Origin of the sequence: Shewanella mangrovisoli, assembly GCF_019457635.1 — a bacterium.
Lineage (GTDB): Bacteria > Pseudomonadota > Gammaproteobacteria > Enterobacterales > Shewanellaceae > Shewanella > Shewanella mangrovisoli.
The window spans coordinates 1,985,089-2,011,714 of record NZ_CP080412.1; the positions used below are offsets into that span (position 1 = coordinate 1,985,089).

Genomic DNA, 26,626 nt, shown 5'->3' on the forward strand with positions numbered 1-26,626 from the left:
TGGTAATTTAAAGAGATAAAAATTGATAAAACATAAAGGCCACTGAAAAGTGGCCTTTATGTTTTGCATATTCGCATTCAATCGAAAGCGTTTTATGCGAGTGAGAGCATCCCGAGAGTCACGTCACTGAGAAGTGGGACTTAGCTCGCAGCCTTATCTTCCGCGCTAGAAGCGTCGACACCTGCGATCTCTTGCGCTACTTCTAAAGCCACGGCTTCTGGCGTTTCGGCTTCGATACGCGCGCGCTCCGCTTTAGAAATATAACGCGGCTTTGCACCCACCTTGGGCTTCTCGATTTTGTTTTGTTTGGCTTTTTCGCGCTTAGCCATCTTCTTAACGATCTTTTGCTTCTTGTTCATAACATCTCTAATTCGGTTTTTGCCTATGCAGGCTGAGTCCAGTGGCTCAATTAAAGCTGGATTCTAACTGAATATTGCCAATCTCTCCATGTTTTGCTGTTACAGCGCCGTAGAAGCTGTATCTAGAGCGAGGTCGAGGCCGTGCTAGAATATGGCGTTTTTATGGGTAATGCACTTTATTTATGTCAAAATTAGTGCGAGTTACCCATTTAACGTATTGATAGTCATCAATTTTTAATGCTTTAAAAAGCAATAGGTGGAGGTCTCTTGTTAACTAAGATCACTTTCTTTGAGCGTTTCGAGCAGGATATTTTATCAGGGGCTAAGACCATTACCTTAAGGGATGAAGCCGAGTCCCATGTGTTTGCCGGGCAAATTTTGCCGGTATCGACCTTCGAAGCTGACCGTTGGTTTTGTGATATCAAGGTGATTGAGGTTGTGCCTGTATTGTTTTCGGCGCTGACAGAGCAACATGCTGCCCAGGAGAATATGACGCTGCCTGAGCTGCGCCGAGTGATCCACGAGATTTATCCCGGCCTTGAGCAGTTATTTCAAATTCGCTTTTGTGTTGTGAATACAAGGGCGCACCCTATTAATTAACTCAATTGACTAAGCCTGTTGATTTAGTCCATTGATTTAGCCCATTGATTTAGCCTACTGATTTACCCATTGGTTAACGCTATTGCCTAAGTGCTGCTTATAAAAAATAGGCTGGCTTGTTTTGATACAAGTCAGCCTATTATCTTTCAAATGGAATGCGAACTTATATCGCAAACATTAACTAGTTAAACCGTCCAAGGTAGGAGTTTTTGGGCGATGCGGTTCGATTCACCTAGGCGCACCGCGGCGCGATAACGCATCCTGTAGAGCAGTTGGTAACATAATGGCACCAAATACAGACTCGTCACCGTTGAGAATGACAAACCGCCAATAATCGAGATGGCCATTGGCGAGTAGGGTGGGCCACCGCCGCCGATTTGGGTATCACCCATTGCCAGTGGCACTAGGCCAAGTACGGTTGTTCCCACTGTCATCAGTACCGGGCGCAGACGGGTAATACAGACTTCGCGTATGGTGTCCGACAACTTATCGAGCTCCGGTGTCATCTGGTTGATTTGGTCGACCAATACGATGCCGTTATTCACCACAATCCCCATTAGAATCAAGATCCCTATCATGGCCATGACCGACATTGGAGTGCCCGTGAGCAGCAATGCCCAAAAGACGCCAGTGATCGAGAACAGAATCGAGGTGATAATCGCCGTCGGTAATAGCAAGGATTCAAACAGCGCCGCCATCACGATGTAAATCATGGCGATAGCAAGCAGCATATTGATAGCCATCACGCTCTGATCTTCATCCTGACGCTCAAATCCACCGCGCAGCGAATAGTTATAACCATTCGGGAAGCGCACATTTTCCATCACCTGTTTGATCTTAGTTTGCGCTTCCTCTGTGGTGAGATTATCTAAGTTCGCCCCGATAGAAAGCGAAGTTTGGCGATTATAGTGCTTGATGGTATCGAACCTAGGTTGGATCTCGATACTGGCAAGGTTATCAAGGGTATACAGACGTTGGTCGATACGCACGATCGGCAGTTGTTTTAGCTTCTCGAGGGATTTTTGCCATTCCTTCTCATAGGCCATTTCGATACGCAGTTCCCCATTAGGATCGTGTCTAAATGAGCGCAGCGGTGAACCGCGCAGAGCCATTGAGATGCTATAGGCCACTTCGTTGAGTTTTAAATCCAGTCGTGCCGCCATCTGACGATTTATGCGGATAACCACTTCCTGCTGCGCGCCGTTCACTTCGGAGCGCACATCCACTAACCCTTTGATATTGGAGAGTAAGGGTAATACTTGCTCACTCAAATGGATAAGCTCTGAGGTGGAACGACCTGTGAGCGTGACGCGTACGCCCGAGTTATCATTGCCCCAGCCAAATTGAGGCTTAGCGATGGAGAATTTAGGAAAACCGCTGCGGATTTTCTTCTTTAATTCATCCAGTGGCATGGGCAAGTCTTTTTTCAGCAAAATCACCGAAGAAGCATCGTCGGGTGCATAATAGCTATACACTGAATCTATATGGAATTCCTCTTTATTATTATAAAGATACTCTTCCATTTGGCTCACCATTGCCTCGGTCACATTGAGGTTATGGCGACCCTCCACTTGGTAGTTGACGTAAATGCGCTCCTTACTTTGGCTATCCTCCTGATCCTGTTTGACCATCGACAGCGGCAGGGCGGTGGATACTAAAATCGCCACCGAAATCAGCCCAGAATGCCAAGGACGCAGCAGTACCCAGTTGAGGCTACGATTGTAGAAGTTTTGCAACTTACCCGGCGCTTTCTCTGGCGTGATATCGAAGTGGAACTTAGTTAACATCAATGGAATTAATGTTTTAGCCACCAATAGTGAGGCCGCCAGCGAAATACAAATCGCAATCGCCACATGCTCAAGGAAGATGGTGAGCTCGACTTTTACCCCAAAGATGTTGGGTAAAAATACGATAGCCGTGGTCATAGTGCCCGCAAGCACGGCAAGACTGACCTTATCGACCCCTGTCATGACCGCATTTTCATTGTCTTGAACACTTTTAGTATCTTTGCCTTGTTTCTCCTGCAGCACACTCTCAGTCACCACCACCGCATTATCGATAAGCATACCGACCGCCAATAACAGCCCCATCATCGACAAAATGTTTAAGCTGTAACCTAGTAGATACATAGCGGCTAGCGTCATACCAATCGAAATCGGCACAGATGACACCACAATCAAGGTCATCTTGAAGTTTCTCAGGAATAAATACAGCACGATAAAAGACAGTAAGGCGCCGATTAATCCCGACAGCAGCAGATCCGAGAGGGAAGATTTTACGCCAGAGGCTTGATCTTCCATGATAAACAAACGAATACCTTGGAATTGTTGATCTTGCTTGGCAAGCTCAATCACCTTTAACACTCGGTCAGACACTTCTACTAAGTTGGCGCCGGATTCTTTAAACACATCCAGACCGACGGCGTAATGCTTATCTAAATGACGCCCTTCGACCCGTTCAGGCAGCGCAAATTGCACATCGGCAACGTCACCTAAGGTCAGCCCAGGCAATAGCACTAGGGCTTTAATGTCCTCTAGATTGCGAAACTCGCCCTTAGGAGACACCTGATAAACCAGATTACTTTCCCGCAAAGTGCCAGCGCTCAGCACAAAGTTTTCGCGGCCAAGACGTGTCTGTAGCTCGGTTGCCGAATAGCCACTGGCGGCGAGGCGGTTGGCATTGATCCTGACCTCAATCTGCTTTTGCTCAACCCCATAGAGATTAACCTTAGACACCCCCTCGACCCGCTCCAGCGGACGTTTAAGCTGTTTATCAAGCAAGTCGAATGCGCCAGAGAGCTCGCGGTCGCTCGAAATCCGTATGGTTAATACTGGCATATCGGCGGTGGAGAATTGGCGGATAAACACCCGCTCAACATCCTTGGGCAATAAGTGCCGCACCGCATCGATTTTTTCCCGCGCTTCTAAGCTTTTTGTGGCGACGTTTTCACCCCATTTCATATTGATTTCGATTTCCGAACCCTCTTGGGAGGATTCGGATTCCAGCTCATCAATACCGCCCATAGTGGCGAGGGACTCTTCGAGCACCTTAGTGATATCGCGCTCGACTTCCGCCGGCGTTGAGCCTTTGTAAGGCACTTGCACCACAATTTGTGGAATATCGATGCCGGGGAACATTTCGAGTGGCAATAGGCGACTAGAAGCCAAACCAAACAGCAAGATAGCAAAGAAAAACATGCTGGTGGTGACAGGGCGTTTTATCGCTAAACGGGTGAGGTTCATAGGCGAGCCTCCGCAGTTTCTGCCGTGTTGTCTTGCTCTGTGGCCGTATGCGTAAACTCTTTACGGTCAAACAAGGCATAGAGCACTGGAATCACAATCAGGGTCAATAGGGTTGAGAGGCTCAAACCAAAGATCACGGTAATCGCCATCGGTGCGCGGACTTCTGAGCCATCACCTAAACCTAAGGCCATCGGCAGTAAACCTAAGGTGGTGGTTAAGGTGGTCATCATAATCGGGCGCAGACGAGATTTGGCCGCAACCTTAATGGCTTCAGGCTTGTCCACGCCTTCGGTGCGCAGCTGATTAATCCTATCCACGAGTACGATGGCGTTGTTGACCACAATCCCCGCGAGCATGATAAGGCCGATAAACACCACCACACTCAAATGGGTTTGGGTGATATAGAGCCCCAGCACGCTACCAGCCAGCGCCATGGGCACTGCAAATAAGATCAGTAGCGGATGCAGCAGCGATTCGAACTGACTCGCCATCACTAAGTACACCAGAAAAACCGCTAGGATTAATGCAATCTTCAGTGATTGGAATGAATGCTCCATTTCCTCATTTTGTCCACCAAAGCGTGCTTGAACCGAGGCGGGCAACACTTGTGCCGACAAAATTTGCTGCGCTTCGGCTACTGCGTCACTTAAGTCGCCATAGGCAAGGTTAGCCGATACTAAGGCCACGCGTTGTTGGCTGATGCGGTTAATTGCCGATGGACCTAATTGCAATGACACTTCGGCCACAGCGCTCAGGGCAATCGGTTGTGGGCTGTTCGGGTTGATGATCAAGGCATCGATATCACTGATTTGATCCCGCTCATTCAGTTCGCTGCGCACTAAAATATCAATCTTGCGGTCACGTACTGTGTATTGACTGGCGACCGTGCCGCCGACGCGCTGGGCGATGCGATTGGCGACCGTGGGGGCATCCATGCCTAAGGCGGCTAAGCGAGCATGGTCGAAGCGAATGCTGAGTTCTGGCTGACCATCACGCAGGCTAGTATTCACATCGGCAAAGCGATCGGAGGCGGAAAGTGCCTTAACCAGATTATCGGCACTGCGTTTGAGCAAGTGTAAATCGTAACCTGTGAGCTCAATCTCCAATGGGGTTTTAAAGCTGAAGAGTTCAGGTTGCTCGATTTTAGCTTCCAGCTCAGGGATGCGGCGCGCGGTGTCACGCAGCACTTGTGTTACTTGGTGGTAAGCCATGTGATCGTTCAGAACGACCTGTAAACGCCCCCAGTTTTCGCCGCCACGGGCGGTATCAGAGGTCATGAGACCGCCGCTGCCCGCTTGGCTATAGGCATGTTTGACTTCCGGCCTGTCTTTAATCGACATCGCGAGTTGTTGCAGCACTTTATCGGTTTCACCGACCGCAGTGCCAGGAGGCAGCAGGATCTCCACATAAAACTCCCCTTGATTCATCGGAGGGATGAGTTCCATGCCAAGACGGGGGAGCAGGCTGATACAGGCGCCTGTGATCCCAATGGTCAGCAACAAGGTGGCGACTTGTTTACGCAGCGCCATCGCCAGCAGTTTGTGATAAACCGACTCGATAGCGTGGTAAACAAAGTTAAAACCACTGCTCAGCGGACGCATCACTAACCCAAGCAGCCAAGAGAAGAAGCGGCCAATGACTAACGCTAATGTCAGCAATGCACTCGGTAAGTAGCTAAAAAGCAAAACAATCGGGAAGGAAAATACCGTCGCGCTGTAGTGTTTTAACTTACCGAGCTTAGTAGTGGGTTTCTCCTTCGGGGTTTTCTTGATGAGTTCAGGCAGTGCTGTAAAGCCTTCGCGGGAGGCGAGCATCGGAATCGAAGTTAATGCCACTAGGAGTGATGCGAGCAGGGCAAAGGTCACTGTGAGGGCTTGATCCGAGAACAATGCGCCGGCAATACCATCGACAAAAACTAAGGGGACAAACACCGCGAGTGTGGTTAGGGTGGAGGCGAAAATCGCGCCCGCCACTTCTTTGGTTCCAGTCACTGCCGCATCTAATTTGCTCATGCCTTCGCTGCGGCAGCGGTCGATGTTTTCCAGCACCACAATGGCGTTGTCAACCAAGAGCCCAATGGCGAGCGCAATACCGCCTAATGACATGATGTTTAAGCTGATATCGGCAAAGTACATCATGTTAAAGGTGGCAATCACCGAGAAGGGGATGGAGATAGAGATAATCAGTGTCGGGATAATATTGCGCAGGAACAGGTAAATCACCAGCATGGACAAAATACTGCCCATCAACGCGGACGAGGTGACTTCGCTAACGGCACTCTCAATAAACTCGGACTGATCGTAAATCACTTCCAGTTTGTTTTGCTTAGGATCTTGGTTGATTTTGACTAGCTCATCGCGCAGCTTTTTAGCCACCGCGACCGTGTTGGCATCGCCTTCCTTATAGATAGCCAGTTCTATCGACTCTTGGCTGCCGATACGGGTAATGTCGCTGCGCTCTTTAAAGGCATCGGTAATAGTCGCGACTTCAAATAGACGTACTAAGGTCTGTGCGTCGCGATAGACGATCACTTGTCCCAATTCTTCCAATGAATTGAATTGGTTAAGGGTACGCACCAGATATTCGCGGTCGCCTTGGATCACTTTACCCGCAGATAAGTTGATGTTTTCCTCGTTGATGCGACGCTTAATGTCATCGGCATTCAAATTGAGCTGGGATAACTTTTCCTGATTGAGCTGAATATGCACTTCCTGCTCTAAACCACCGGATAAACGCACCGCGGCCACACCTGAGAGGGCTTCTAAACGGCGTTTAAGCTCTTCCTCGGCGTAGGTGCGCATCTGCTTGAGTTCAGCCTCAGACGCATTAGGCACCGACAGCGCTAAGCGCATGATAGGGTCAAGATTGGGGTTAAAGCGCAGCAATAATGGCTTTTTAACATCCAGTGGTAGGGCGATAGTGTCGAGTTTTTCACGCACATCGAGGCTCGCCATATCCATAGTGGTGCCCCATTCAAACTCAAGCACCACATCGGACATGCCAGAGCGGGAGATAGAGCTTATCTTACGTAAGCCTTTCACCACGCCGACGGCTTCTTCAATGGGTTTTGAGACCAGTTGTTCTACTTCAACGGGCGCCGCACCATCGTACATGGTCCGAATGGTCAAGGTGGGGTAGCTTAAATCGGGCAGGAGTTTTACTGCTAAGCGCGAAAACCCCACCATACCGAATAACATAATGGCCAGCATGAACATCCATACCGTGACTGGCCGTTTAACTGAGGTGCTGATGATTGACATGAAAGACTCCTATCAGTTCTTCGCTGAGGCCAAATCGAGTGGGGTAATGACTTCAACTAAGGATTGGTCTTTCAAATTCTGCTGACCACGGGTCACGACTTGCTCACCGGGTTTGATACCGGAGACGACTTCTACCGAGTCACCTTCGCGGTAGCCGATTTCGACTTCGCGGCGGTTGGCATTGCTGCCGTCAATCACATACAGGGCTTGCTTATTGTCTTGGTTTATCAGGGCACTGTAGGGCACAGTGATCACATTCTCATGGGTGTCATACTTCAATTCGACCCGTGTGAACATCCCGGCTTTTAAATGCGCATTTTGATTGGGCACAGCCAAGGTGACTTTAAAGGTGCCGCTCTGTGGGTCGACCACAGGGCTGATGCGCAATACTTTCGCGTGGATGGCATTTTTGCTCTGTTGATTGCTAAAGACTTGCGCTTCTTGGCCTAAACGTAGGCTGGTTAATTGCTGCTCAGGTAAATGGACAATCCCGTGCAGCTCGTCTTGATTGACGATATAGAAGAGGTCACCAAATTCCTGCGCCATGTTGCCCGCTTTGACATAACGCTTAGCAACAATACCGTCGATGGGCGAAACCACATGGCTTTCTTTGACTTGTAATTCAGCAAGATCCCGTCTTGCAATGGCGGCTTGCAGGTTATATTCGAGCTTTGCCATGGAGTCGGCACTGATAAACTCTTTATTGGTCATCTTCTTCAAGCGGTTTAACTCTTGCTCGATGATTTTCACTTCGGCTTCGGAGCGGTCGAGATCGTATTGCTGACGTTTGGCATCGATAACCGCGAGGATTTGGCCTTTTTGCACCCGGTCACCTTCTTCGACATTAATCGCTTCGATAAGGCCAGCGATGCGGCTCACGACGTTAGCTTCTTGCGGGGCTTCAAGGGTGGCGGTTGTGCTATAAAACGAAGACACATTACCCTGCATCACGGTAGTGGTTTCGACGGGAATGGCATATTGTTCTTCTTTTTTAGCCACTTCCTCTTCGCCGCATGCTGCTAACATTGACACTAACAGCACGGGTAGGGCGAACTTAGCAATTGTTGACTTTTCCATAAGAGTATTACCTGTTGTCATTTTTGTGATGCCATCTGAAAGCAGAAAACATGCCAAAGTTAAAAATACATTAATTTCAGTAGATTAACGTAAATTTGTTAGGTTGTAGATTAGGCAAACTCACTAAATGTAGCTAAAAAGTTTAAAAAGTGATGAGAAATGCTAAATAAGCTGAAGCGAGGTCATTCACGATTGTGTTGCTGGGAGTGATAAGAATAGTGAAGGGCGGGTATGAAAATCCCAATAAAAAAGCGCCCAGTGGGCGCTTTTAATCGATAAATGCCGATTAGCGTTTATCTTGGCTTACGAAATCACGCGAAGTCTCGCCAGTATATAGCTGACGTGGACGGCTGATCTTGTGACCAGGTTGATCCAACATTTCTTTCCAGTGAGCAATCCAACCCACAGTACGTGCTAATGCGAACAGTACAGTGAACATGCTAGTTGGAATACCAATGGCTTTCATGATGATGCCAGAGTAGAAGTCGACGTTTGGATAGAGTTTCTTCGAAATGAAGTACTCATCTTCCAGCGCGATACGCTCAAGTTCCATGGCCACATCTAATAATGGATCTTGTACTTTCAGCTCTTTTAACACTTCGTGACAGGTTTCACGCATCACTTTGGCACGTGGGTCAAAGTTTTTGTAAACACGGTGTCCGAAGCCCATTAGACGGAATGGGTCGTTCTTGTCTTTCGCACGGGCGATGAATTCAGGAATACGGTCTACTGAACCGATTTCTTCTAACATTTGTAGACAAGCTTCGTTCGCGCCGCCGTGTGCAGGGCCCCATAGAGAAGCAATACCCGCAGCGATACACGCGAATGGATTCGCGCCTGAAGAACCGGCTAAACGTACGGTTGACGTTGACGCGTTTTGTTCGTGGTCCGCATGTAGAATGAAGATACGATCCATAGCACGTTCAACGATTGGATTTACCTTGTACTCTTCACAAGGCACGGCAAACATCATGCTTAAGAAGTTGCCTGCGTAGCTTAAGTCATTGCGTGGGTAAACGAATGGCTGGCCAGAAGAGTACTTGTAGCACATAGCGGCAATCGTTGGCATTTTGGAGACTAGGCGATACGCGGCGATTTCGCGGTGGCGAGGATCGTTGACATCGAGTGAGTCTTGATAAAATGCAGACAATGCACCAGTAACACCACATAACATCGCCATAGGATGAGCATCACGACGGAAACCTCTAAAGAAGAAGGCGAGTTGCTCATGAACCATAGTGTGGGTTTTTACTGTGTGTACAAATTCAGCATATTGCTCTTTCGTCGGCAGTTCACCGTAAAGCAGCAGGTAACACAGGTCTAAGTAATCTGAGTCAACGGCGAGTTGCTCGATTGGATAGCCGCGGTGTAACAATATACCTTGATCGCCATCGATATAGGTAATTGCAGATTCACAGGAGGCTGTCGCGAGAAAACCTGGATCAAAAGTGAAGTAACCCTTGCTGCCAAGTTTACTGATATCGATTACGTCAAAACCAGCGGATCCTTGCTTTACTGGCAATTCTATCGAGTCGTTCCCTGGTAATTCTAATTTGGCTTTTAAATCAGCCATACCCCGTTCTCCTTACTTCGTTCTTATCTGTGAGTGCGGCATGTCAAACCGCCATTACTTTACAGCCATTCTAGATCACATTTCAATTTAAATAAGCGTTTAAATTTGTTAGACCATGGTATAAATCTCTTTACTTTCCTTGGTGCAGCTGGCACTTAGGTGAAAATATCCTTAAAAAAACAAAATTTGCATTCTGTGATGTTTGTATTTGACATTTCGCGCGAGTATACTTGCCTCCGCCTAATAAGGGCTGCAAACGATGATGTTAAAACACCCTTTGTTTACATGTTAAATAAGTGAGTGTTCAAATAGTTATCTGTTTGTTTAAACTTTGCTTTTGTGTTTACTTTTGCCTTGATTTACCCCTCGGTTTAAAGTTTGTACAAAAGCGGTTCACATAACAAAAAAAATGCTCAATGGAGCTGAGTGAGCAGAACGTGAAAAAGCAAAGACCTGTCCATTTAGATCTGCAGACCATTCGCTTTCCTGCAACAGCGATTGTGTCAATTCTTCACCGTGTATCCGGTGTCATCATGCTGTTCGCTGTTGGCATTCTTATTTGGTTGCTAAATTCATCTTTAGCCTCCGCTGAAAGTTTCGCAGGCGTACAATCTCTGTTTGATAACTTCATCGTGAAGTTCATCATGTGGGGCATTTTGACTGCACTGGCCTATCACTTATTCGGTGGCCTACGCCACTTAGTAATGGATACCGGTCGTTGGGAAGAGTTGGCTTCGGGCACCGCCTCAGCGAAAGCTGTATTTGTACTGACGGTAGCCTTTTCAATTTTAGCGGGGTTATGGGTATGGTAACCAATGCAGCAAGTTTTGGACGCAGTGGTGTTCATGACTTTATTCTACTACGCGCTAGTGCAGTAATCCTCGCCTGTTACACCATTTTCATGGTTGGCTTTATTGCATGTAGTTCCCCTCTCACCTATGACGTTTGGCACGGCCTGTTTAGCGCTCTGCCAATGAAAGTGTTTACCCTGCTTGCGCTGGTTGCACTGCTTGTTCACGCCTGGATTGGTGTATGGCAAGTATTGACGGATTACGTCAAGTGCACTTCGTTACGCGGTGTTTTACAGTTCACCTTCGTCGTCACCGTCTTTTGTTATCTGGCGGCCGGCATTGTTATTGTGTGGGGTGTCTAAGTGAGTATTCCAGTACGTGAGTTTGATGCTGTAGTGATTGGTGCCGGCGGTGCCGGTATGCGCGCAGCATTACAGATTTCTAAAGAAGGTAAGAGCTGTGCGCTTTTATCTAAAGTATTCCCAACCCGTTCTCATACTGTATCTGCGCAGGGTGGTATCACCGTTGCGTTAGGTAACGCCCATGAAGACCATTGGGAACAACACATGTACGATACCGTAAAAGGTTCCGACTTTATCGGTGACCAAGACGCTATCGAATTTATGTGTCAAACCGGTCCAGAAGCCATTATTGAACTCGAGCACATGGGTTTACCATTCTCTCGCTTCGATAACGGTAAGATTTACCAACGTCCTTTCGGTGGTCAATCTAAAAACTTCGGTGGTGAACAAGCGGCGCGTACCGCTGCGGCGGCAGACCGTACTGGTCACGCACTGCTTCACTGCTTATACCAACAGAACGTTAAACACAAAACTCAAGTGTTTTCTGAGTGGTATGCCCTCGATTTAGTGAAAAACCAAGACGGTGCCATCGTAGGTTGTACTGCGATTGAAATCGAAACCGGTGAAATCGTTTACTTCAAAGCCAAAGCCACTGTACTCGCCACTGGCGGTGCAGGTCGTATCTACGCCTCAACCACAAACGCACACATCAATACCGGTGACGGTGTTGGTATGGCGATGCGTGCTGGTGTTCAGATGCAAGATATGGAAATGTGGCAATTCCACCCAACTGGTATCGCTGGCGCGGGTGTACTTGTGACTGAAGGTTGTCGTGGTGAAGGCGGTTACCTGCTGAACAAAGACGGTGAACGTTTCATGGAGCGTTATGCACCAAACGCGAAGGACTTAGCATCTCGTGACGTGGTAGCACGTTCTATGATGACTGAAATCCGTGAAGGCCGTGGTTTAGATGGTCCATTAGGCCCACACTGCTTACTGAAACTCGATCACTTAGGTAAAGAGACCTTAGAAGCCCGTCTACCAGGCGTGTGTGAACTTTCTCGTACCTTCGCGCATATCGACCCGGCCGATGGTCCAATCCCAGTACTGCCAACCTGTCACTATATGATGGGTGGTCTGCCAACGAAGGTGAGCGGTCAAGTTATTCGTAAGAATGACGACGGCAGCGAGCAAGATGTGGTTGGTTTATTCGCAGTAGGTGAGATTGCCTGTGTGTCTGTACACGGTGCTAACCGCTTAGGCGGTAACTCTCTGCTCGACTTAGTGGTCTTTGGCCGCGCTGCGGGTCAACACTTAGGTAAAGCACTCGATGAGACTGCGGATCCAAAAGATGCGACCGATGCGGAAATTCAAGCGACTTTAGCACGCTTAAACCGCTGGGAAAGCAACAAGTCTGGCGAAGATCCAGCGCAAATCCGTAAAGATTTACAACTTTGCATGCAATTAAACTTCTCTGTATTCCGCCGTGGCGATGCAATGGCAGAAGGTTTAGAGCAGTTAAAAGCTATCCGTAAGCGTTTAGAAAATGCCAAGTTGTCTGATAACTCTCGTGAATTCAACACTCAACGTATTGAATGTTTAGAGTTAGACAACCTGATGGCGACGGCAATTGCCACCGCTTATGCCGCTAACTTCCGTACAGAGAGCCGTGGCGCTCACTCACGTGAAGACTATTTAGAGCGTGATGATGATAACTGGTTATGTCACACCTTGTTTGACCCTGTGACTGAAACTATGGACCGTCGTGCTGTGAATATGGCGCCTAAGTTACGTGAAGCATTCCCGCCGAAGAAACGTACCTACTAGGAGTTGCAAAGATGAAATTGGAATTTGCAGTTTATCGTTACAATCCTGATGTAGATACAAAACCTTACATGCAGGATTACAGCCTTGAAGTGGCTGAAGGCTCTGACATGATGGTGCTTGATGCACTGATCAAGTTAAAAGAACAGGACCCAACGTTAGCGTTCCGTCGCTCATGCCGTGAAGGTGTTTGCGGTAGTGACGGTGTGAACATGAACGGTAAAAACGGTCTGGCTTGTATTACGCCAATCTCTACCTTCAAAGGTAAGAAGTTGGAAATTCGTCCACTGCCAGGTATGCCAGTCGTACGTGACTTAGTGGTTGATTTAACTCAGTTCTACAAGCAGTACGAGAAGATCAAGCCGTTCCTCATCAACGATGAGAAAATGCCTGCCCGTGAACATTTACAGTCACCAGAACAGCGTGCGCATTTAGATGGTCTGTACGAATGTATCATGTGTGCATGTTGTTCTACGGCTTGCCCATCGTTCTGGTGGAATCCTGATAAGTTTATCGGTCCTAGCGGTCTGCTACACGCTTACCGTTTCTTGATCGACAGCCGCGATACAGCGACAGAAGAACGTCTTTCTGAGCTGGACGACGCCTACAGCGTGTTCCGTTGCCACGGCATCATGAACTGCGTTGACGTCTGTCCAAAAGGACTTAATCCGACTAAAGCGATTGGTCACATTAAGTCAATGCTGCTTAAGCGAGCTGTGTAATGCGAGAACCCGAGCTTAAATCAATAATAATATAGCTCTCGAAGAGTCACTTTCTGGGTATAGAAGGTGGCTCTTTTGTGTATGTAATGGAAGACAACGCGCCGTGAAATCTGGATATCTAGGGGCGGCAAAATTTATGCATCGAAGGTAATTGCTTGAGATTGCATATAAAAACTATGGCTAAGCACGTGTATAAAGTTTGAAAGGAATAGCAATGCACCAAGGCATCATGAAAGCCTGGCTCGAATCATCTCACTTAAGTGGTGCAAATTCGACCTACGTAGAAGAGATGTATGAAGCCTATCAAGAAGACCCACTGTCAGTCTCTGACGATTGGCGTGCGGTATTTGATAATCTCCCTCCGGTGAACGGTGCTTCTAAAGACGCGCCTGAAGCGGCTCACTCCAAAGTACGTGATTATTTTCGCAGTTTAGCGATGGACGGACGTCATAAGAGCGCAGCTCGTGTGACCGATCCTGAGTTGGATGCTAAGCAAGTTAAAGTGCTACAGCTGATCAACGCCCACCGTTTCCGTGGTCACCAAGGGGCTAACCTCGACCCGTTAGAATTGTGGAAACGTGAACCTGTTGCCGATTTAGATCCCGCATTCCACGGTCTGACCAAAGAAGACATGGAACGTGAGTTCAACACTGGCTCGTTCGCCCACGGCGGCGAAACCATGAAGCTGGCTGACTTAGTCAAAGCGCTAAAAGCCACTTACTGTGGTTCGATTGGCGCCGAATACATGCACATTACCGATACCGATGAGAAGCGTTGGATCCAACAACGTCTCGAACCATCCTTAGGTAAAGCCAACTACGATAAAAGCGTTAAGACCCGCATTCTCGAAGGCCTAAATGCTGCTGAAGGCATTGAAAAATATTTAGGCGCTAAATTCCCTGGTGCAAAACGCTTCTCGTTAGAAGGCGGCGATGCGTTAGTCCCTATGATGCGCGAAATCATTTACCGCGCAGGTGAAGCGGGCACGAAAGAAATCGTCGTTGGTATGGCTCACCGTGGTCGTTTAAACGTACTGGTGAACGTGTTAGGTAAGCGTCCAGCCGAACTGTTTGACGAGTTCGCCGGTAAGCACGCCGATACCCACGGTTCAGGCGACGTAAAATACCACCAAGGTTTCTCTTCAGATTTCGAAACGCCGGGTGGCAATGTGCATTTAGCACTGGCCTTTAACCCATCTCACCTTGAAATCGTTAACCCTGTGGTCATGGGCTCTGTACGTGCTCGTCAAGACCGCCGTGGTTGTAAAGACGGTTTACAGGTGATGCCAATCACGATCCACGGTGACTCTGCAATTGCGGGTCAAGGTATCGTGCAAGAGACATTCAACATGTCTCAAACCCGTGGCTTTAAAGTGGGCGGCAGCATCCGCATCGTGGTAAACAACCAAGTTGGTTTTACCACTTCAAACCACTTCGATGTGCGTTCAACTGAATACTGTACTGACATCGCTAAGATGGTTCAGGCACCGATTTTCCACGTGAACTCTGACGATCCAGAAGCCGTTGCCTTTGTTGCTCAGCTTGCTGTTGATTACCGTAACGAGTTTAAACGTGACGTGGTGATTGACTTAGTGTGTTACCGCCGTCATGGCCACAACGAAGCTGACGAGCCAAGTGCAACTCAGCCATTGATGTATGCCAAGATCAAGAAACACCCAACGCCACGTAAGATCTACGCTGACAAACTGATCGCCGAAAACAGCATTGGCGCTGATGAAGTGACCAGCATGATCAACACCTACCGTGACGCCTTAGACCAAGGTGACTGTGTGGTGAAAGAATGGCGCCCAATGACACTGCACACAGTGGATTGGACTCCTTACATTGGCCGTGAGTGGGACGAAGCGTATCAAGCATCTCTACCACTTGAGCGTCTGCAAAATCTCGCTGATAAGCTGAGCTACGTGCCAGAGAGCCACCCACTGCATTCACGCGTTGCTAAGATTTACGGCGATCGCGTTGCTATGGCAAAAGGTGAGAAATTACTCGACTGGGGCTTTGCTGAAACCTTAGCGTACGCCACGATTCTTGAAGACAACAAGCGCGTTCGCATTACTGGTCAAGACTCTGGCCGTGGTACTTTCTTCCACCGTCATGCGGTTCTGCACAACCAAAACGATGCAACCACCTATATGCCACTGCGCAACCTGTCTGAAGACCAAGGTCCAATCGACATCACTGACTCAGTATTGTCTGAAGCGTCAGTACTGGCCTTCGAATACGGCTACACCACAGCAGAGCCTGGTGGTCTGGCGATTTGGGAAGCCCAATTCGGCGACTTCGCTAACTGTGCTCAAGTGGTTATCGACCAGTTCCTGTCGTCAGGTGAGCAGAAGTGGGGCCGTCTATGCGGTCTGACCATGCTGTTACCACACGGTTACGAAGGTCAAGGTCCAGAACACTCAAGCGCCCGTTTAGAGCGTTTCTTGCAGCTGTGTGCTAACCACAACATGCAAGTGTGTGTGCCATCAACGCCAGCACAGGTTTACCATATGCTGCGTCGCCAAGTGGTGCGCCCAATGCGCCGTCCACTGGTGGTGATGTCACCTAAGTCATTGCTACGTCACCCATTAGCGGTTTCTAGCATGGAAGAATTGGCTAATGGCACCTTCCAAAACGTGATCGGTGAAATCGATACGTTAGAAGCGAGCAAAGTCGATCGCGTCGTGTTCTGTAGCGGTAAGGTGTACTTCGAGCTACTGGAAAAACGCCGTAAAGAAAACATCAATAACATCGCAATAATCCGTGTCGAACAGTTATATCCGTTCCCACATGAAGAAATGGTTGCAGCCTTAGCTGACTACCAACATGTGACTGATTTTGTATGGTGTCAGGAAGAGCCGCAAAACCAGGGGGCTTGGTACTCTAGCCAACATCACTTCTGGGCTGCTATCCCTGCGGGTGCAAAACTGACCTATGCTGGCCGTGAAGCATCTGCTGCACCAGCCTGTGGTTACCCTGAGCTGCATGCTCACCAACAAGAATCTTTAGTGAACAGTGCCCTAAAGCTGTAATAGCTAAGACTGTAGTAATAGACATTTTATAAAAAAGGATCGTTTTTCATGAGTATCGAAATCAAGGTACCCGTACTGCCAGAATCTGTTGCCGATGCAACTATCGCCACTTGGCACGTAAAAGTGGGTGAGCAAGTTTCTCGTGATCAAAATCTGGTTGATATTGAAACTGACAAAGTCGTACTGGAAGTGGTTGCACCAGAAGATGGTCACATCGGTGAATTCCTGTTCCAAGAAGGCGATACCGTTCTGGGCGAGCAAGTGATTGCTAAGTTCATCGCGGGTGCGGTTTCTGGTCAAGAAGTGACTAAAGCCGAAGCCGAAGCTGCTGCACCTGTTGCCGCTGCTGCGACTGAAGAGTCTAACGATGCATTAAGCCCATCAGTACGTCGTTTACTGGCTGAGCACAATGTTGATGCGAGCAAAGTGAAGGGCACTGGTGTCGGTGGCCGTATCACTAAAGAAGACGTCGAAGCCTTTATCAAGTCTGCACCTAAAGCGGCTGCAGCTCCAGCGGCTCCTGCGGTACAACCACTCGCTGCTGGTCGTAGCGAGAAACGTGTTCCAATGACACGTTTACGTAAGACTATCGCTAACCGTTTATTAGAAGCGAAAAACTCTACTGCAATGCTCACGACGTTCAACGAAGTGAACATGAAGCCAATCATGGATATCCGTAAGCAATACCAAGATATCTTTGAAAAGCGCCACGGTATCCGTTTAGGTTTCATGTCTTTCTACGTGAAAGCGGTGACTGAAGCACTGAAACGCTTCCCAGAAGTGAACGCGTCAATCGACGGTGACGATATCGTTTACCACAACTACTTCGACGTCAGCATCGCAGTATCGACTCCTCGTGGTCTGGTCACCCCAGTACTGCGTGACACCGATACCATGAGCCTAGCTGATATCGAAAAAGCAGTACGCGATCTGGCGATCAAAGGCCGAGATGGCAAGCTGACTGTGGCTGATATGACTGGCGGTAACTTCACTGTGACTAACGGTGGTGTATTCGGCTCGTTAATGTCTACTCCAATTTTAAACCTGCCACAAAGCGCGATTTTAGGCATGCACGCCATTAAAGACCGCCCAATGGCAGTCAATGGTCAGGTTGAAATCCTGCCCATGATGTACCTAGCTCTCTCATATGACCATCGTATTGTCGATGGCCGTGAGTCAGTTGGCTTCTTAGTCGCCATTAAAGACTTCTTGGAAGACCCAACTCGTCTGCTACTTGACCTATAATCTAACGCGCTAAACGATAAAGTTTAGCCTGTTAGTTAAAGACAAGCGTCAGACATACCCTCGTGACTGGCCCCGTGGGGCCAGTTGGATTTGATTAGAAGTATACGGATAGATCATCATGAATTTGCATGAGTATCAGGCAAAATCCCTATTTGCCGAATATGGTTTACCAGTGTCAGAAGGTTTTGCATGTGATACAGCCCAAGAAGCTGTAGAAGCGGCAGGCCGTATTGGCGGAAATTTATGGGTTGTTAAGTGTCAAGTACACGCAGGCGGCCGCGGTAAAGCGGGTGGCGTTAAAGTCACTGGCGATAAAGAAGAAATCAGAGCCTTTGCCGAACACTGGTTAGGCAAAAATCTGGTGACTTATCAAACAGATGAGAAAGGTCAGCCGGTTGCTAAAATTTTAGTAGAAAGCTGCACCGACATCGCTAACGAACTGTACTTAGGTGCAGTAGTTGACCGCGCTACCCGTCGCGTAGTGTTCATGGCGTCAACTGAAGGTGGTGTTGAGATTGAGAAAGTGGCCGAAGAAACGCCAGAACTCATTCACAAAGCGATCATCGATCCACTGACTGGTCCTCAACCATACCAAGCACGTGATCTTGGCTTCAAACTGGGCTTAAACCCAACTCAAATGAAGCAATTCACCAAGATCTTCATGGGTCTGGCGACTATGTTTGTTGACCACGATTTCGCTCTGCTGGAAATCAACCCACTGGTTATCACCACTGAAGGTAACCTGCACTGCTTAGACGGTAAAATTGGTATCGATGGTAACGCACTGTTCCGTCAACCAAAAATCAAAGCAATGCACGATCCATCTCAAGACGACGCCCGTGAAGCTCACGCTGCAATGTTCGAACTGAACTATGTTGCGCTGGACGGAAACGTAGGTTGTATGGTGAACGGTGCTGGTCTGGCGATGGGTACTATGGACATCGTTAACCTGCATGGCGGCAAGCCAGCTAACTTCCTCGACGTAGGTGGTGGCGCGACTAAAGAACGTGTTGCTGAAGCATTCAAGATCATTCTGTCTGACAGCAATGTGAAAGCCGTTCTGGTTAACATCTTCGGTGGTATCGTACGTTGTGACATGATCGCAGAAGGTATCATTGGCGCTGTTAAAGAAGTTGGCGTTAAAGTGCCAGTTGTAGTGCGTTTAGAAGGTACTAACGCTGAATTAGGCCGTGAAGTATTAGCTAAATCAGGTCTTGATATCATTGCAGCTAACAGTCTGACTGATGCGGCTGAGCAAGTAGTTAAAGCTGCGGAGGGCAAATAATGTCTGTATTAATTAACAAAGATACCAAGGTAATCTGCCAAGGCTTTACCGGTGGTCAAGGTACTTTCCACTCTCAACAAGCTATCGATTACGGTACGCAAATGGTTGGTGGTGTATCTCCAGGTAAAGGCGGTACTGAGCACTTAGGTCTGCCAGTGTTCAACACTGTGAAAGACGCTGTCGCTGCTACTGGTGCAACCGCTTCTGTTATCTACGTTCCTGCTCCTTTCTGTAAAGATGCCATCCTTGAAGCAATCGACGGTGGTATCGAGCTGATCGTCTGTATCACTGAAGGTATCCCAACACTGGATATGCTGGAAGTGAAAGTGAAGCTAGAAGAAACTGGCGTTCGCATGATCGGCCCTAACTGCCCAGGTGTTATCACCCCAGGTGAATGTAAGATTGGTATTATGCCAGGCCACATTCACTTAAAAGGCAAAGTGGGTATCGTTTCTCGTTCAGGTACGCTGACCTATGAAGCGGTTAAGCAAACTACTGACGAAGGTTTCGGCCAATCTACTTGCGTAGGTATCGGTGGTGACCCAATCCCAGGTACTAACTTCATCGACGTATTGGAAATGTTCCAAAACGATCCACAGACTGAAGCCATCGTGATGATCGGTGAAATCGGTGGTACTGCTGAAGAAGAAGCGGCTGCTTATATCAAAGCTAACGTGACTAAACCAGTTGTGTCTTACATCGCGGGTGTAACTGCTCCTGCTGGTAAACGTATGGGTCACGCGGGTGCGATCATTGCTGGCGGTAAAGGTACTGCTGCTGACAAATTTGCTGCATTAGAAGCAGCGGGCGTGACAACTGTCCGCTCGTTAGCGGATATCGGCAAAGCGCTGCGTGCTAAAACGGGTTGGTAATCTAACCGTTAACACACGAAAAGGCGCCTAAGGCGCCTTTTTTATTGCGCGTCTGTTAGCGAGTGTCGAGCACTAAAGTGTGAGAGTGGGCAAAGCTAACACCGCGCAGGCTAGCATTTTTATTTACAAAGGGTTAGATTGAGCCTCTCTACCGAGCGTCATCACCTGATTGACGTGCGAATGCATTAGTAGAGCCACAACCCTAAGCCCTGCGCTTATGGCACCACGGCTGTTCAGCAATAAATCTTGTACTTAATTATCACGCGATTGCGGCGTTAAGCTGCGAGCGTATTTTTATATCGGTTTATCCCATTGGGGGAGGATAGGCCAGCACAGATGTTTAACCCTAAGGGACATCTATTTACACGAGGGAAAGACTGTGAAAACACCAAAGATCATTATTTCAGAAATCGATTTAGAAAGACTCGAGCGTCTATTGGAGTCATTACCGGCGAACGCCTTCCCAGGGCGCGCGGCATTGGAGGCGGAACTCGACCGAGCCGACATTGTGCCCGCAGCGCAGATGCCCGGTAATGTGGTGACGATGAATTCTGAAGTGAAATTTAGCGTGTCATCCAGTCAGGATACCTTCTGCTTACGGTTAGTTTATCCCAAGGATGCGGCAGGTGAGGGCACCATTTCTATCCTCGCTCCCGTGGGCAGTGCCTTATTGGGTTTATCCCAAGGGGATGAAATCGAATGGCCAGGCCCAGGTGGCTCAATGGTCAAAGTGCGTATCGAAGAAATCGTTTATCAGCCAGAGCGTAGCGGTGACTTCCACCGTTAATCGCAGCGCTGGATATTAGTGTGTAGAGGGCAATATGAAGGAAGCCAAAATGATTATACAAACAGAGCGTTTAATACTCAGACCATTTACCGAGCAGGATATCGATGCCCTCTATTTGATGAACAGTAACCCTGCGATGTTGAAATACATTCCAACCGTGCCTTTTACTGAGCGTGAGCAGGCACGTGAACTGTTCCATAACGTGATTTCGCAGGATTATCAGCAGCGTGGATTTGGTCGCTGGGCCGTCGAGCATAAAGCCGATAATAAAGTGATTGGCTTTTGCGGGCCAAAGTTTATTCCTGAATATAACGAAGTCGAAATTGGCTATCGCTATTTTCCCGAGTATTGGGGCAAGGGGATTGGTACCGAAGCTGCTCAAGCGGCAATCAGCGTGTTTCCGCAGTTTGGTATTACGCAAATCATTGCCTTGATCCTAGAGGGTAACATTGGCTCTGAAGGCGTTGCTAAACGCATAGGCATGCATTGGCGTGAACCTAGCGAGTTTATGGGGCATAAAGTGAATGTGTACGCGAAGGTGCTCTAACAGTGCTTGAGCGTTTCGATAAAAAAACCAGCCTAGATGGCTGGTTTTTTATTAGGCTTGTCTGGTTGATATCCAGATTGAGCTAAATCTGCTTACTCGTCGTTATGATCGCACTTATCGTTAGTGCAATGACCGTACAAATATAAGCTGTGGTTGGTCAGTTTAATGTTGTACTTGCTGGCGATCTCGTCTTGGCGACGTTCAATCACTTCGTCTGAAAACTCAATCACTTTGCCGCAAGAAAGGCACACTAAGTGATCGTGGTGGTGTTGAGTCGATAACTCGAATACCGCCTTGCCACTTTCGAAGTGGTGGCGAGATACGATACCGGCATCATCAAACTGGTTTAATACACGGTAAACTGTTGCTAGACCAATTTCTTCACCTAAATCGAGCAGTTTCTTGTATAAGTCTTCTGCACTGATATGTTGGTTTTCAGGTCCTTGCATCAGTTCGAGGATCTTGACTCGTGGCAGGGTGATTTTCAAACCGGCTTTTTTGAGCGCTTGATTTCCATCTGTCATTGCTAATCTCTTGATTGCAGAACCAATAGGTTCATCCGTGGATAGTGAATGCCATTATAGGGGGTCAAATTAAAAACTTAAACCTTTGTTCTAGCTTTATGGGTCTATATGCAGATAAATTGTGTCACTTAGCGCGAAATTGCAATAAATTGCGGCAATTCAAGCATAGTTTTTGTAAGGTTATACCAAGGAATAATGTTCACGACGCGCAAATGTCGGGACAATGGACAGAATAATTACAATAAAAGGAAGCGGTATGTACCAGCATATTGTGGTGTTAACTGGCGCGGGCATTTCTGCCGAATCGGGATTACGTACCTTTCGCGATCAAGATGGTCTATGGGAAGAACATCATATTGAAGACGTGGCCACTCCTGAAGGTTATGCCCGCGATACCCAACTGGTTGAACGATTTTATAACAGTCGTTGGGAGCAATTGCACAGTGGCGCCGTGATGCCCAATGCGGCGCATCTGGCGTTAGCTAAGCTAGAAGCGGAATTTGCCGGACAATTATTGGTCGTGACTCAAAACATCGATGACTTACATGAAAGGGCTGGCTCACGGCGCTTATTGCACATGCATGGCGAATTATCCAAAGGTCGCTGTCCACGCTCTCGCCAAACTTTTTTATTGAGAGAACCCTTCGGCCCCAATAACTGTTGTACTTGCTGTATTCCGGCGCAACGATTGCGCCCCCATGTGGTGTGGTTTGGCGAAATGCCGCTGGGGATGGACAGAATTCACGATGCGCTCGATAACTGCGATTTGTTTATCGCCATTGGCACCTCGGGTACTGTGTATCCGGCGGCAGGGTTTGTCGATACGGCCAATCATCATGGCGCGCAAACGGTGGAAGTTAATTTAGTCACACCCGACAGACACAGCCAGTTCCAATATCATTTAACCGGTAAAGCGGGGGAGTTGGTGCCTAAATTGGTCGATACCATACTCGCAGGTAAAGTGATTGGCTCCGATTTAGCCGAGTCTAATCTGATTTAACCGGGTCGATTTAAAACAATGAGCAGCGAGTGTATGACGCAAAAACTGGCGATTATTATGCGAGGATTACCGGGAAGCGGTAAATCCCATTGGGTCGAGCAGTTTGTTGCTAATCTACCGTTAGAAGAGGCGCTGCGCGTTCGCCAAGGCGGCATTTTTTCGACCGATAGTTTTTTCTACGAAGGAGAGGAGTATCGATTCGATGCGAAAAAACTCTCCGAATACCATCAACGTAATTTAACCGCGTTTATTCAAGCGCTCAGTAGCGCTCAGCCTATCGTGATTTGTGACAACACGAATCTTTGCCGCTGGGAATACATGGCCTATGAGGCGGCAGCGAAAGCCTTAGGTTATCAAGTGCGTATCGTTCTGGTGGGCGAGCCTTTAGACCGCGCGCATCAACAACTGTGTGCCGAGCGTAATCGTCATGGTGTGCCGCTAAATCAAATACGACGCATGGCCGCGCAGTTTGAGGCATTCTAGGGCGCCTCATCTGCCGCTGTGTAGATGCATAGCGTGTCATCGCTTTGTATTGACTCGACTTTCAATTGACTCGATTTTCTCAGTTAAGTGATAAGTGATAAGTTGTTATCTTCTGCTGTTAGCCTGATATTGAAATATGCGGTTATACAGTCGTGATATTGTGTTGCATAAGCTTGATCTTAATGACAGTTTCGAATTTCAATGTCGATTATAATCAGCTAAGTCCCGCCCTCTGGAGTGTTCCTTGTTAACAAAACTGCTGCTCACCTTAGCCGTTATCATTATGGCGATTTTACTGCTGGCCAGCCAGCGTCCTAAGCAGGCGTCTGCCACTTCGGTGGATTTTCCGCCGATGCAGAGTCTGTGGCGCCGTTACGGCATGCGGGGCGCATTTTTACTGCTGGGGCTGAGTCTTTTAAGCTACAGTGTGTGGTATTGGTACGATCAACATAAAGTCGTGACTGTGATGATAGTATCCCCTGCAGGGGTGTTATCCGGCGTGTACAAGGCGCGTAAAGGGGATATCTCTGAGGCCAAAATGGTGACGGTTGAGGGCGTACATATTCGCTTTTCTAATGCGGAGCGGCTGGAAATTCTCGAAGACTAACACAGATTTATTTTATGAATTTATCGCTCCCGCCTTTTCATTACTAAGTTATGCGTTAAACTAGCGACAATTTTTTAGCCTGCACTTAAGTGGACTTTTTAGCTTAAGTTTTTTTCAGGAGGACACATGATTACTGCCTATGTCTACGAAAACCGTCAACTGACGGTCACTGAGATTAACACACAAGACAGTATTCCGGCGTCGACCATATGGTTGGATCTCTATAAACCTGATGATGCAGAGCGAGAATGGTTAAGTCGTTTTTCCGTTGAAGAAGTGCCCGACGAAGAGGATATCAACGAGATTGAGGCCTCGGCGCGTTTTTATCAAAACAGCGACGGCTTACATATCAATTCGTTATTCCCCCAGCGGGTGGGACAAGACGTACGTGGGGTGAACGTTTCCTTCAACTTGCGGACGAATTTCCTGTTGACCATACGTGAGGAGGATGTCGGCCTTATCCGTTTGTTGCGTAACTATTTACGTTTAGGGCGACTCGAAGTCTCAACCCCGCAGGAATTGTTCCTCGAGCTGTTTAACCTCAAAGTGGATTACCTCTCTGACTTGATTGAGGATGTGTATACCGTGCTCGAAAATGTCGGTGAGCAAGTGTTCGACAGCGAAGAACTCGATGATGTGTTCAAGCTTATTACCTTGCAGGAAGACTCCAACGGTAAAATTCGATTGAGCTTGCTCGATACCCAGCGCTCACTGCGTTATATGCAGCGCTACTACCGCGGTCAATTGTCCGATGAACATTTGAAAGACTTACGGGAAATGCTCTCGGATATCGAGTCGTTAATGCCCCACAGTCAGTTTATCTTCGATAAGTTAAACTTCCTGCTTGATGCTGCCATGGGTTTCAGTGGCTTACAGCAGAATAAGATCATTAAAATCTTCTCGGTTGCCGCTGTGGTGTTTCTGCCGCCCACTTTGATTGCCAGTAGCTACGGGATGAACTTCCATGGTATGCCTGAGTTAGGTTGGCAATATGGTTATCCGATGGCAATCATGATGATGCTCGCCAGTGCTGCGGGCACGTATTTCTTCTTTAAACGTAAGCATTGGCTGTAATAGACATTCAATGATTTCGAAAGAGACAAAAAGCCGGAGTCACTCCGGCTTTTTATTGGGCAAATGAATCTCTTTATGGATTATTTACGACTATCGCCGCCAAAATAGTAGCTCACGCGCTCGCGAGGATTGAGGTACTCGTGTACTTTTTCAGGCAGTGCGGCGGGCGGCAGACAGCGGACTATCGTTATCCCTTCGACTTCAAGATCGACAATCGGCGCCTGATCTTTGGGCACCAGTGCATCATACACAAGGATTTTCGGGCAAAGTAGTTTTTGCAGATTGACCGACATCACCATGGCATATTGACCGCTCGACAACTCCACCACACTCCCTGGCGGATAAATGCCGAGCATTTTGATCATCTTGCCAATATATTCCTGATTTAATTTGGTTTTGTACTGCTTATATAAATAGCCCAAGGCGGCATAGGGCATACGCGCCTTACCTTGATTACTCGGATAACAAAGCGAGTCGTACTCGTTCACTACGGCCAATAGTTGGGAAATTTTATCCAGATCTGCTTCTTTTAAACCTTTTGGATAACCGGTACCATCGAGAAACTCATGGTGATTGGTAATGGGTGGCAAGGCGGCTTCTGGGAAGTTATCGGCCAGTTTAAGCAGTTCAATCCCCAGCAGCGGATGTTGCTTGATAAAATTCAGCTCTGGCGCCGACCATGGTGTGGTCTTTTTCAAAATTTGCGGTGGTACTTTAAGTTTGCCGACATCGTGAAACAACGCACTTAAACCGACCAATTCGATTTCGCTGCGATCCCATTCCATCTCCTTGGCGATGAGCATAGAGAGAATGGCTACGTTTAATGAGTGGTAATAGATGCTCTCATCCTGTTTAGCATCACTCATTAAATGCAGTACTAGGTTATCGGAGGTTAACAGTTGCTCGACAATGGTATGGACTAAATCCTTGGCATCATCCACGGCATTGAGTGGGCGATTGCGAAGCTTAGCAATAAGACTGCGCATCATAGCCACCGAGCGGGTAAAGTTTTGCTCGGTTTTATGGATATCGCGGCGCAGCTTTTTTTGCACTTCGATTTGCTCGGCCTTGTATTGATCCATGTCGTTTTTTAACACATTGATCTCGGCCGTCGGCGGCAATTTTATTGGATTAACGGCATCTGGATTTAAGGGGGTGGTTTCACTGCGCTCTAAATCGACAATCACGAATTCGATGCCCAGATTTTTAATGAGCTCAATCTGCGCAGCTTGTTTGATGTGAAAGCTACTGAATAAAAAAGGGTGATCTTTCCAAGCCACGGGCAAACGCACAAAATTGCCGACCTGTAATTGATGGACTGAAACTTTACAGCTTTTTTTCATATTCTTGTTATCGTGAAGCCAATGGGGTTATTTTATATCAATGATGCAGCTTTACAATTACTTAACTAACGTGTC

22 protein-coding genes are annotated in these 26,626 nt (G+C 47.8%); 15 read left to right on the forward strand and 7 right to left on the reverse strand.

Going from position 1 to position 26,626, the window contains the following annotated elements; translation table 11 throughout:
• Nucleotides 1-140: 140 nt before the first annotated feature.
• Entirely contained in the window at nt 141-359 is a 219-nt protein-coding gene (locus tag K0H60_RS08825) for a DUF2986 domain-containing protein (protein ID WP_220057898.1), read from the reverse strand.
• 267 nt (nt 360-626) lie between these two features.
• Between K0H60_RS08825 and yqfB the strand changes: the two genes are divergently transcribed.
• Nucleotides 627-959 carry a N(4)-acetylcytidine aminohydrolase gene (yqfB, locus tag K0H60_RS08830; RefSeq protein ID WP_220057899.1) on the forward strand — a complete coding sequence of 111 codons (333 nt, stop codon included), beginning with the start codon at nt 627-629 and terminating at the stop codon, nt 957-959.
• 185 nt (nt 960-1,144) lie between these two features.
• On the opposite strand, the gene K0H60_RS08835 is transcribed toward yqfB, so the two are convergent.
• The 4 genes from K0H60_RS08835 to K0H60_RS08850 form a co-directional block, all read right to left on the reverse strand.
• Nucleotides 1,145-4,201: an efflux RND transporter permease subunit gene (locus tag K0H60_RS08835; RefSeq protein ID WP_220057900.1), complete on the reverse strand. Its 3,057-nt coding sequence runs from the start codon at nt 4,199-4,201 to the stop codon at nt 1,145-1,147.
• Entirely contained in the window at nt 4,198-7,461 is a 3,264-nt protein-coding gene (locus K0H60_RS08840) for an efflux RND transporter permease subunit (protein WP_220057901.1), read from the reverse strand. Before K0H60_RS08840 ends, K0H60_RS08835 begins: the two co-directional genes overlap by 4 nt.
• Nucleotides 7,462-7,473: 12 nt before the next feature.
• A complete protein-coding gene (locus tag K0H60_RS08845) occupies nt 7,474-8,538 on the reverse strand; it encodes an efflux RND transporter periplasmic adaptor subunit (RefSeq protein WP_011716731.1) in 1,065 nt (354 codons plus the stop codon).
• 286 nt (nt 8,539-8,824) lie between these two features.
• Nucleotides 8,825-10,111 (reverse strand): citrate synthase, encoded by a 1,287-nt coding sequence (locus K0H60_RS08850; protein WP_011716732.1) that lies wholly within the window; start codon nt 10,109-10,111, stop codon nt 8,825-8,827.
• A 416-nt stretch (nt 10,112-10,527) separates the two neighbouring features.
• Between K0H60_RS08850 and sdhC the strand changes: the two genes are divergently transcribed.
• The 10 genes from sdhC to K0H60_RS08900 all read left to right on the forward strand — a co-directional run bounded on the left by sdhC (nt 10,528) and on the right by K0H60_RS08900 (nt 21,520).
• Entirely contained in the window at nt 10,528-10,923 is a 396-nt protein-coding gene (gene sdhC, locus K0H60_RS08855) for a succinate dehydrogenase cytochrome b556 subunit (protein WP_220057902.1), read from the forward strand.
• A complete protein-coding gene (sdhD, locus tag K0H60_RS08860; protein WP_011622411.1) occupies nt 10,917-11,264 on the forward strand; it encodes a succinate dehydrogenase, hydrophobic membrane anchor protein in 348 nt (115 codons plus the stop codon). The genes sdhC and sdhD overlap by 7 nt, the downstream gene beginning before the upstream one ends.
• Complete coding sequence (gene sdhA / locus K0H60_RS08865) at nt 11,265-13,031, forward strand: succinate dehydrogenase flavoprotein subunit (RefSeq protein WP_011622412.1); 1,767 nt, start codon at nt 11,265-11,267, stop codon at nt 13,029-13,031.
• Nucleotides 13,032-13,042: 11 nt separating this feature from the next.
• Nucleotides 13,043-13,750 (forward strand): succinate dehydrogenase iron-sulfur subunit, encoded by a 708-nt coding sequence (locus K0H60_RS08870; protein ID WP_011622413.1) that lies wholly within the window; start codon nt 13,043-13,045, stop codon nt 13,748-13,750.
• Between the two features lie 214 nt (nt 13,751-13,964).
• On the forward strand, nt 13,965-16,784 hold the full coding sequence (sucA, locus tag K0H60_RS08875; RefSeq protein WP_220057903.1) for a 2-oxoglutarate dehydrogenase E1 component: 2,820 nt from the start codon (nt 13,965-13,967) through the stop codon (nt 16,782-16,784).
• A 48-nt stretch (nt 16,785-16,832) separates the two neighbouring features.
• Entirely contained in the window at nt 16,833-18,029 is a 1,197-nt protein-coding gene (odhB, locus tag K0H60_RS08880) for a 2-oxoglutarate dehydrogenase complex dihydrolipoyllysine-residue succinyltransferase (RefSeq protein WP_011622415.1), read from the forward strand.
• 118 nt (nt 18,030-18,147) lie between these two features.
• Nucleotides 18,148-19,314, forward strand: a complete 1,167-nt coding sequence (gene sucC, locus K0H60_RS08885; RefSeq protein WP_011622416.1) for an ADP-forming succinate--CoA ligase subunit beta — start codon at nt 18,148-18,150, stop codon at nt 19,312-19,314.
• Nucleotides 19,314-20,186, forward strand: coding sequence for a succinate--CoA ligase subunit alpha (sucD, locus tag K0H60_RS08890; protein WP_011622417.1), 873 nt, complete (start codon nt 19,314-19,316; stop codon nt 20,184-20,186). The genes sucC and sucD overlap by 1 nt, the downstream gene beginning before the upstream one ends.
• A gap of 379 nt (nt 20,187-20,565) precedes the next feature.
• Nucleotides 20,566-20,973, forward strand: coding sequence for a nucleoside diphosphate kinase regulator (gene rnk, locus K0H60_RS08895; RefSeq protein ID WP_086904046.1), 408 nt, complete (start codon nt 20,566-20,568; stop codon nt 20,971-20,973).
• Nucleotides 20,974-21,022: 49 nt separating this feature from the next.
• On the forward strand, nt 21,023-21,520 hold the full coding sequence (locus tag K0H60_RS08900; protein ID WP_041412603.1) for a GNAT family N-acetyltransferase: 498 nt from the start codon (nt 21,023-21,025) through the stop codon (nt 21,518-21,520).
• A 92-nt stretch (nt 21,521-21,612) separates the two neighbouring features.
• Here K0H60_RS08900 and fur read toward each other — a convergent pair whose 3' ends face one another.
• Nucleotides 21,613-22,044, reverse strand: a complete 432-nt coding sequence (gene fur / locus K0H60_RS08905; protein WP_011716738.1) for a ferric iron uptake transcriptional regulator — start codon at nt 22,042-22,044, stop codon at nt 21,613-21,615.
• Nucleotides 22,045-22,300: 256 nt separating this feature from the next.
• Between fur and cobB the strand changes: the two genes are divergently transcribed.
• The 4 genes from cobB (at nt 22,301) to corA (ending at nt 25,208) form a co-directional block, all read left to right on the forward strand.
• A complete protein-coding gene (gene cobB / locus K0H60_RS08910; protein ID WP_088211365.1) occupies nt 22,301-23,044 on the forward strand; it encodes a Sir2 family NAD+-dependent deacetylase in 744 nt (247 codons plus the stop codon).
• 33 nt (nt 23,045-23,077) lie between these two features.
• The gene (locus K0H60_RS08915) at nt 23,078-23,527 is read left to right on the forward strand and encodes an ATP-binding protein (RefSeq protein ID WP_088211364.1); all 450 of its coding nucleotides are present in this window, start codon (nt 23,078-23,080) and stop codon (nt 23,525-23,527) included.
• A 244-nt stretch (nt 23,528-23,771) separates the two neighbouring features.
• A complete protein-coding gene (locus K0H60_RS08920) occupies nt 23,772-24,134 on the forward strand; it encodes a hypothetical protein (RefSeq protein WP_220057904.1) in 363 nt (120 codons plus the stop codon).
• 126 nt (nt 24,135-24,260) lie between these two features.
• Nucleotides 24,261-25,208, forward strand: coding sequence for a magnesium/cobalt transporter CorA (corA, locus tag K0H60_RS08925; RefSeq protein WP_011716742.1), 948 nt, complete (start codon nt 24,261-24,263; stop codon nt 25,206-25,208).
• 80 nt (nt 25,209-25,288) lie between these two features.
• Here the strand turns inward: corA and K0H60_RS08930 are convergent, their stop codons facing one another.
• Nucleotides 25,289-26,551: a cyclic di-GMP phosphodiesterase gene (locus K0H60_RS08930; RefSeq protein WP_220055288.1), complete on the reverse strand. Its 1,263-nt coding sequence runs from the start codon at nt 26,549-26,551 to the stop codon at nt 25,289-25,291.
• Nucleotides 26,552-26,626 lie beyond the last annotated feature (75 nt).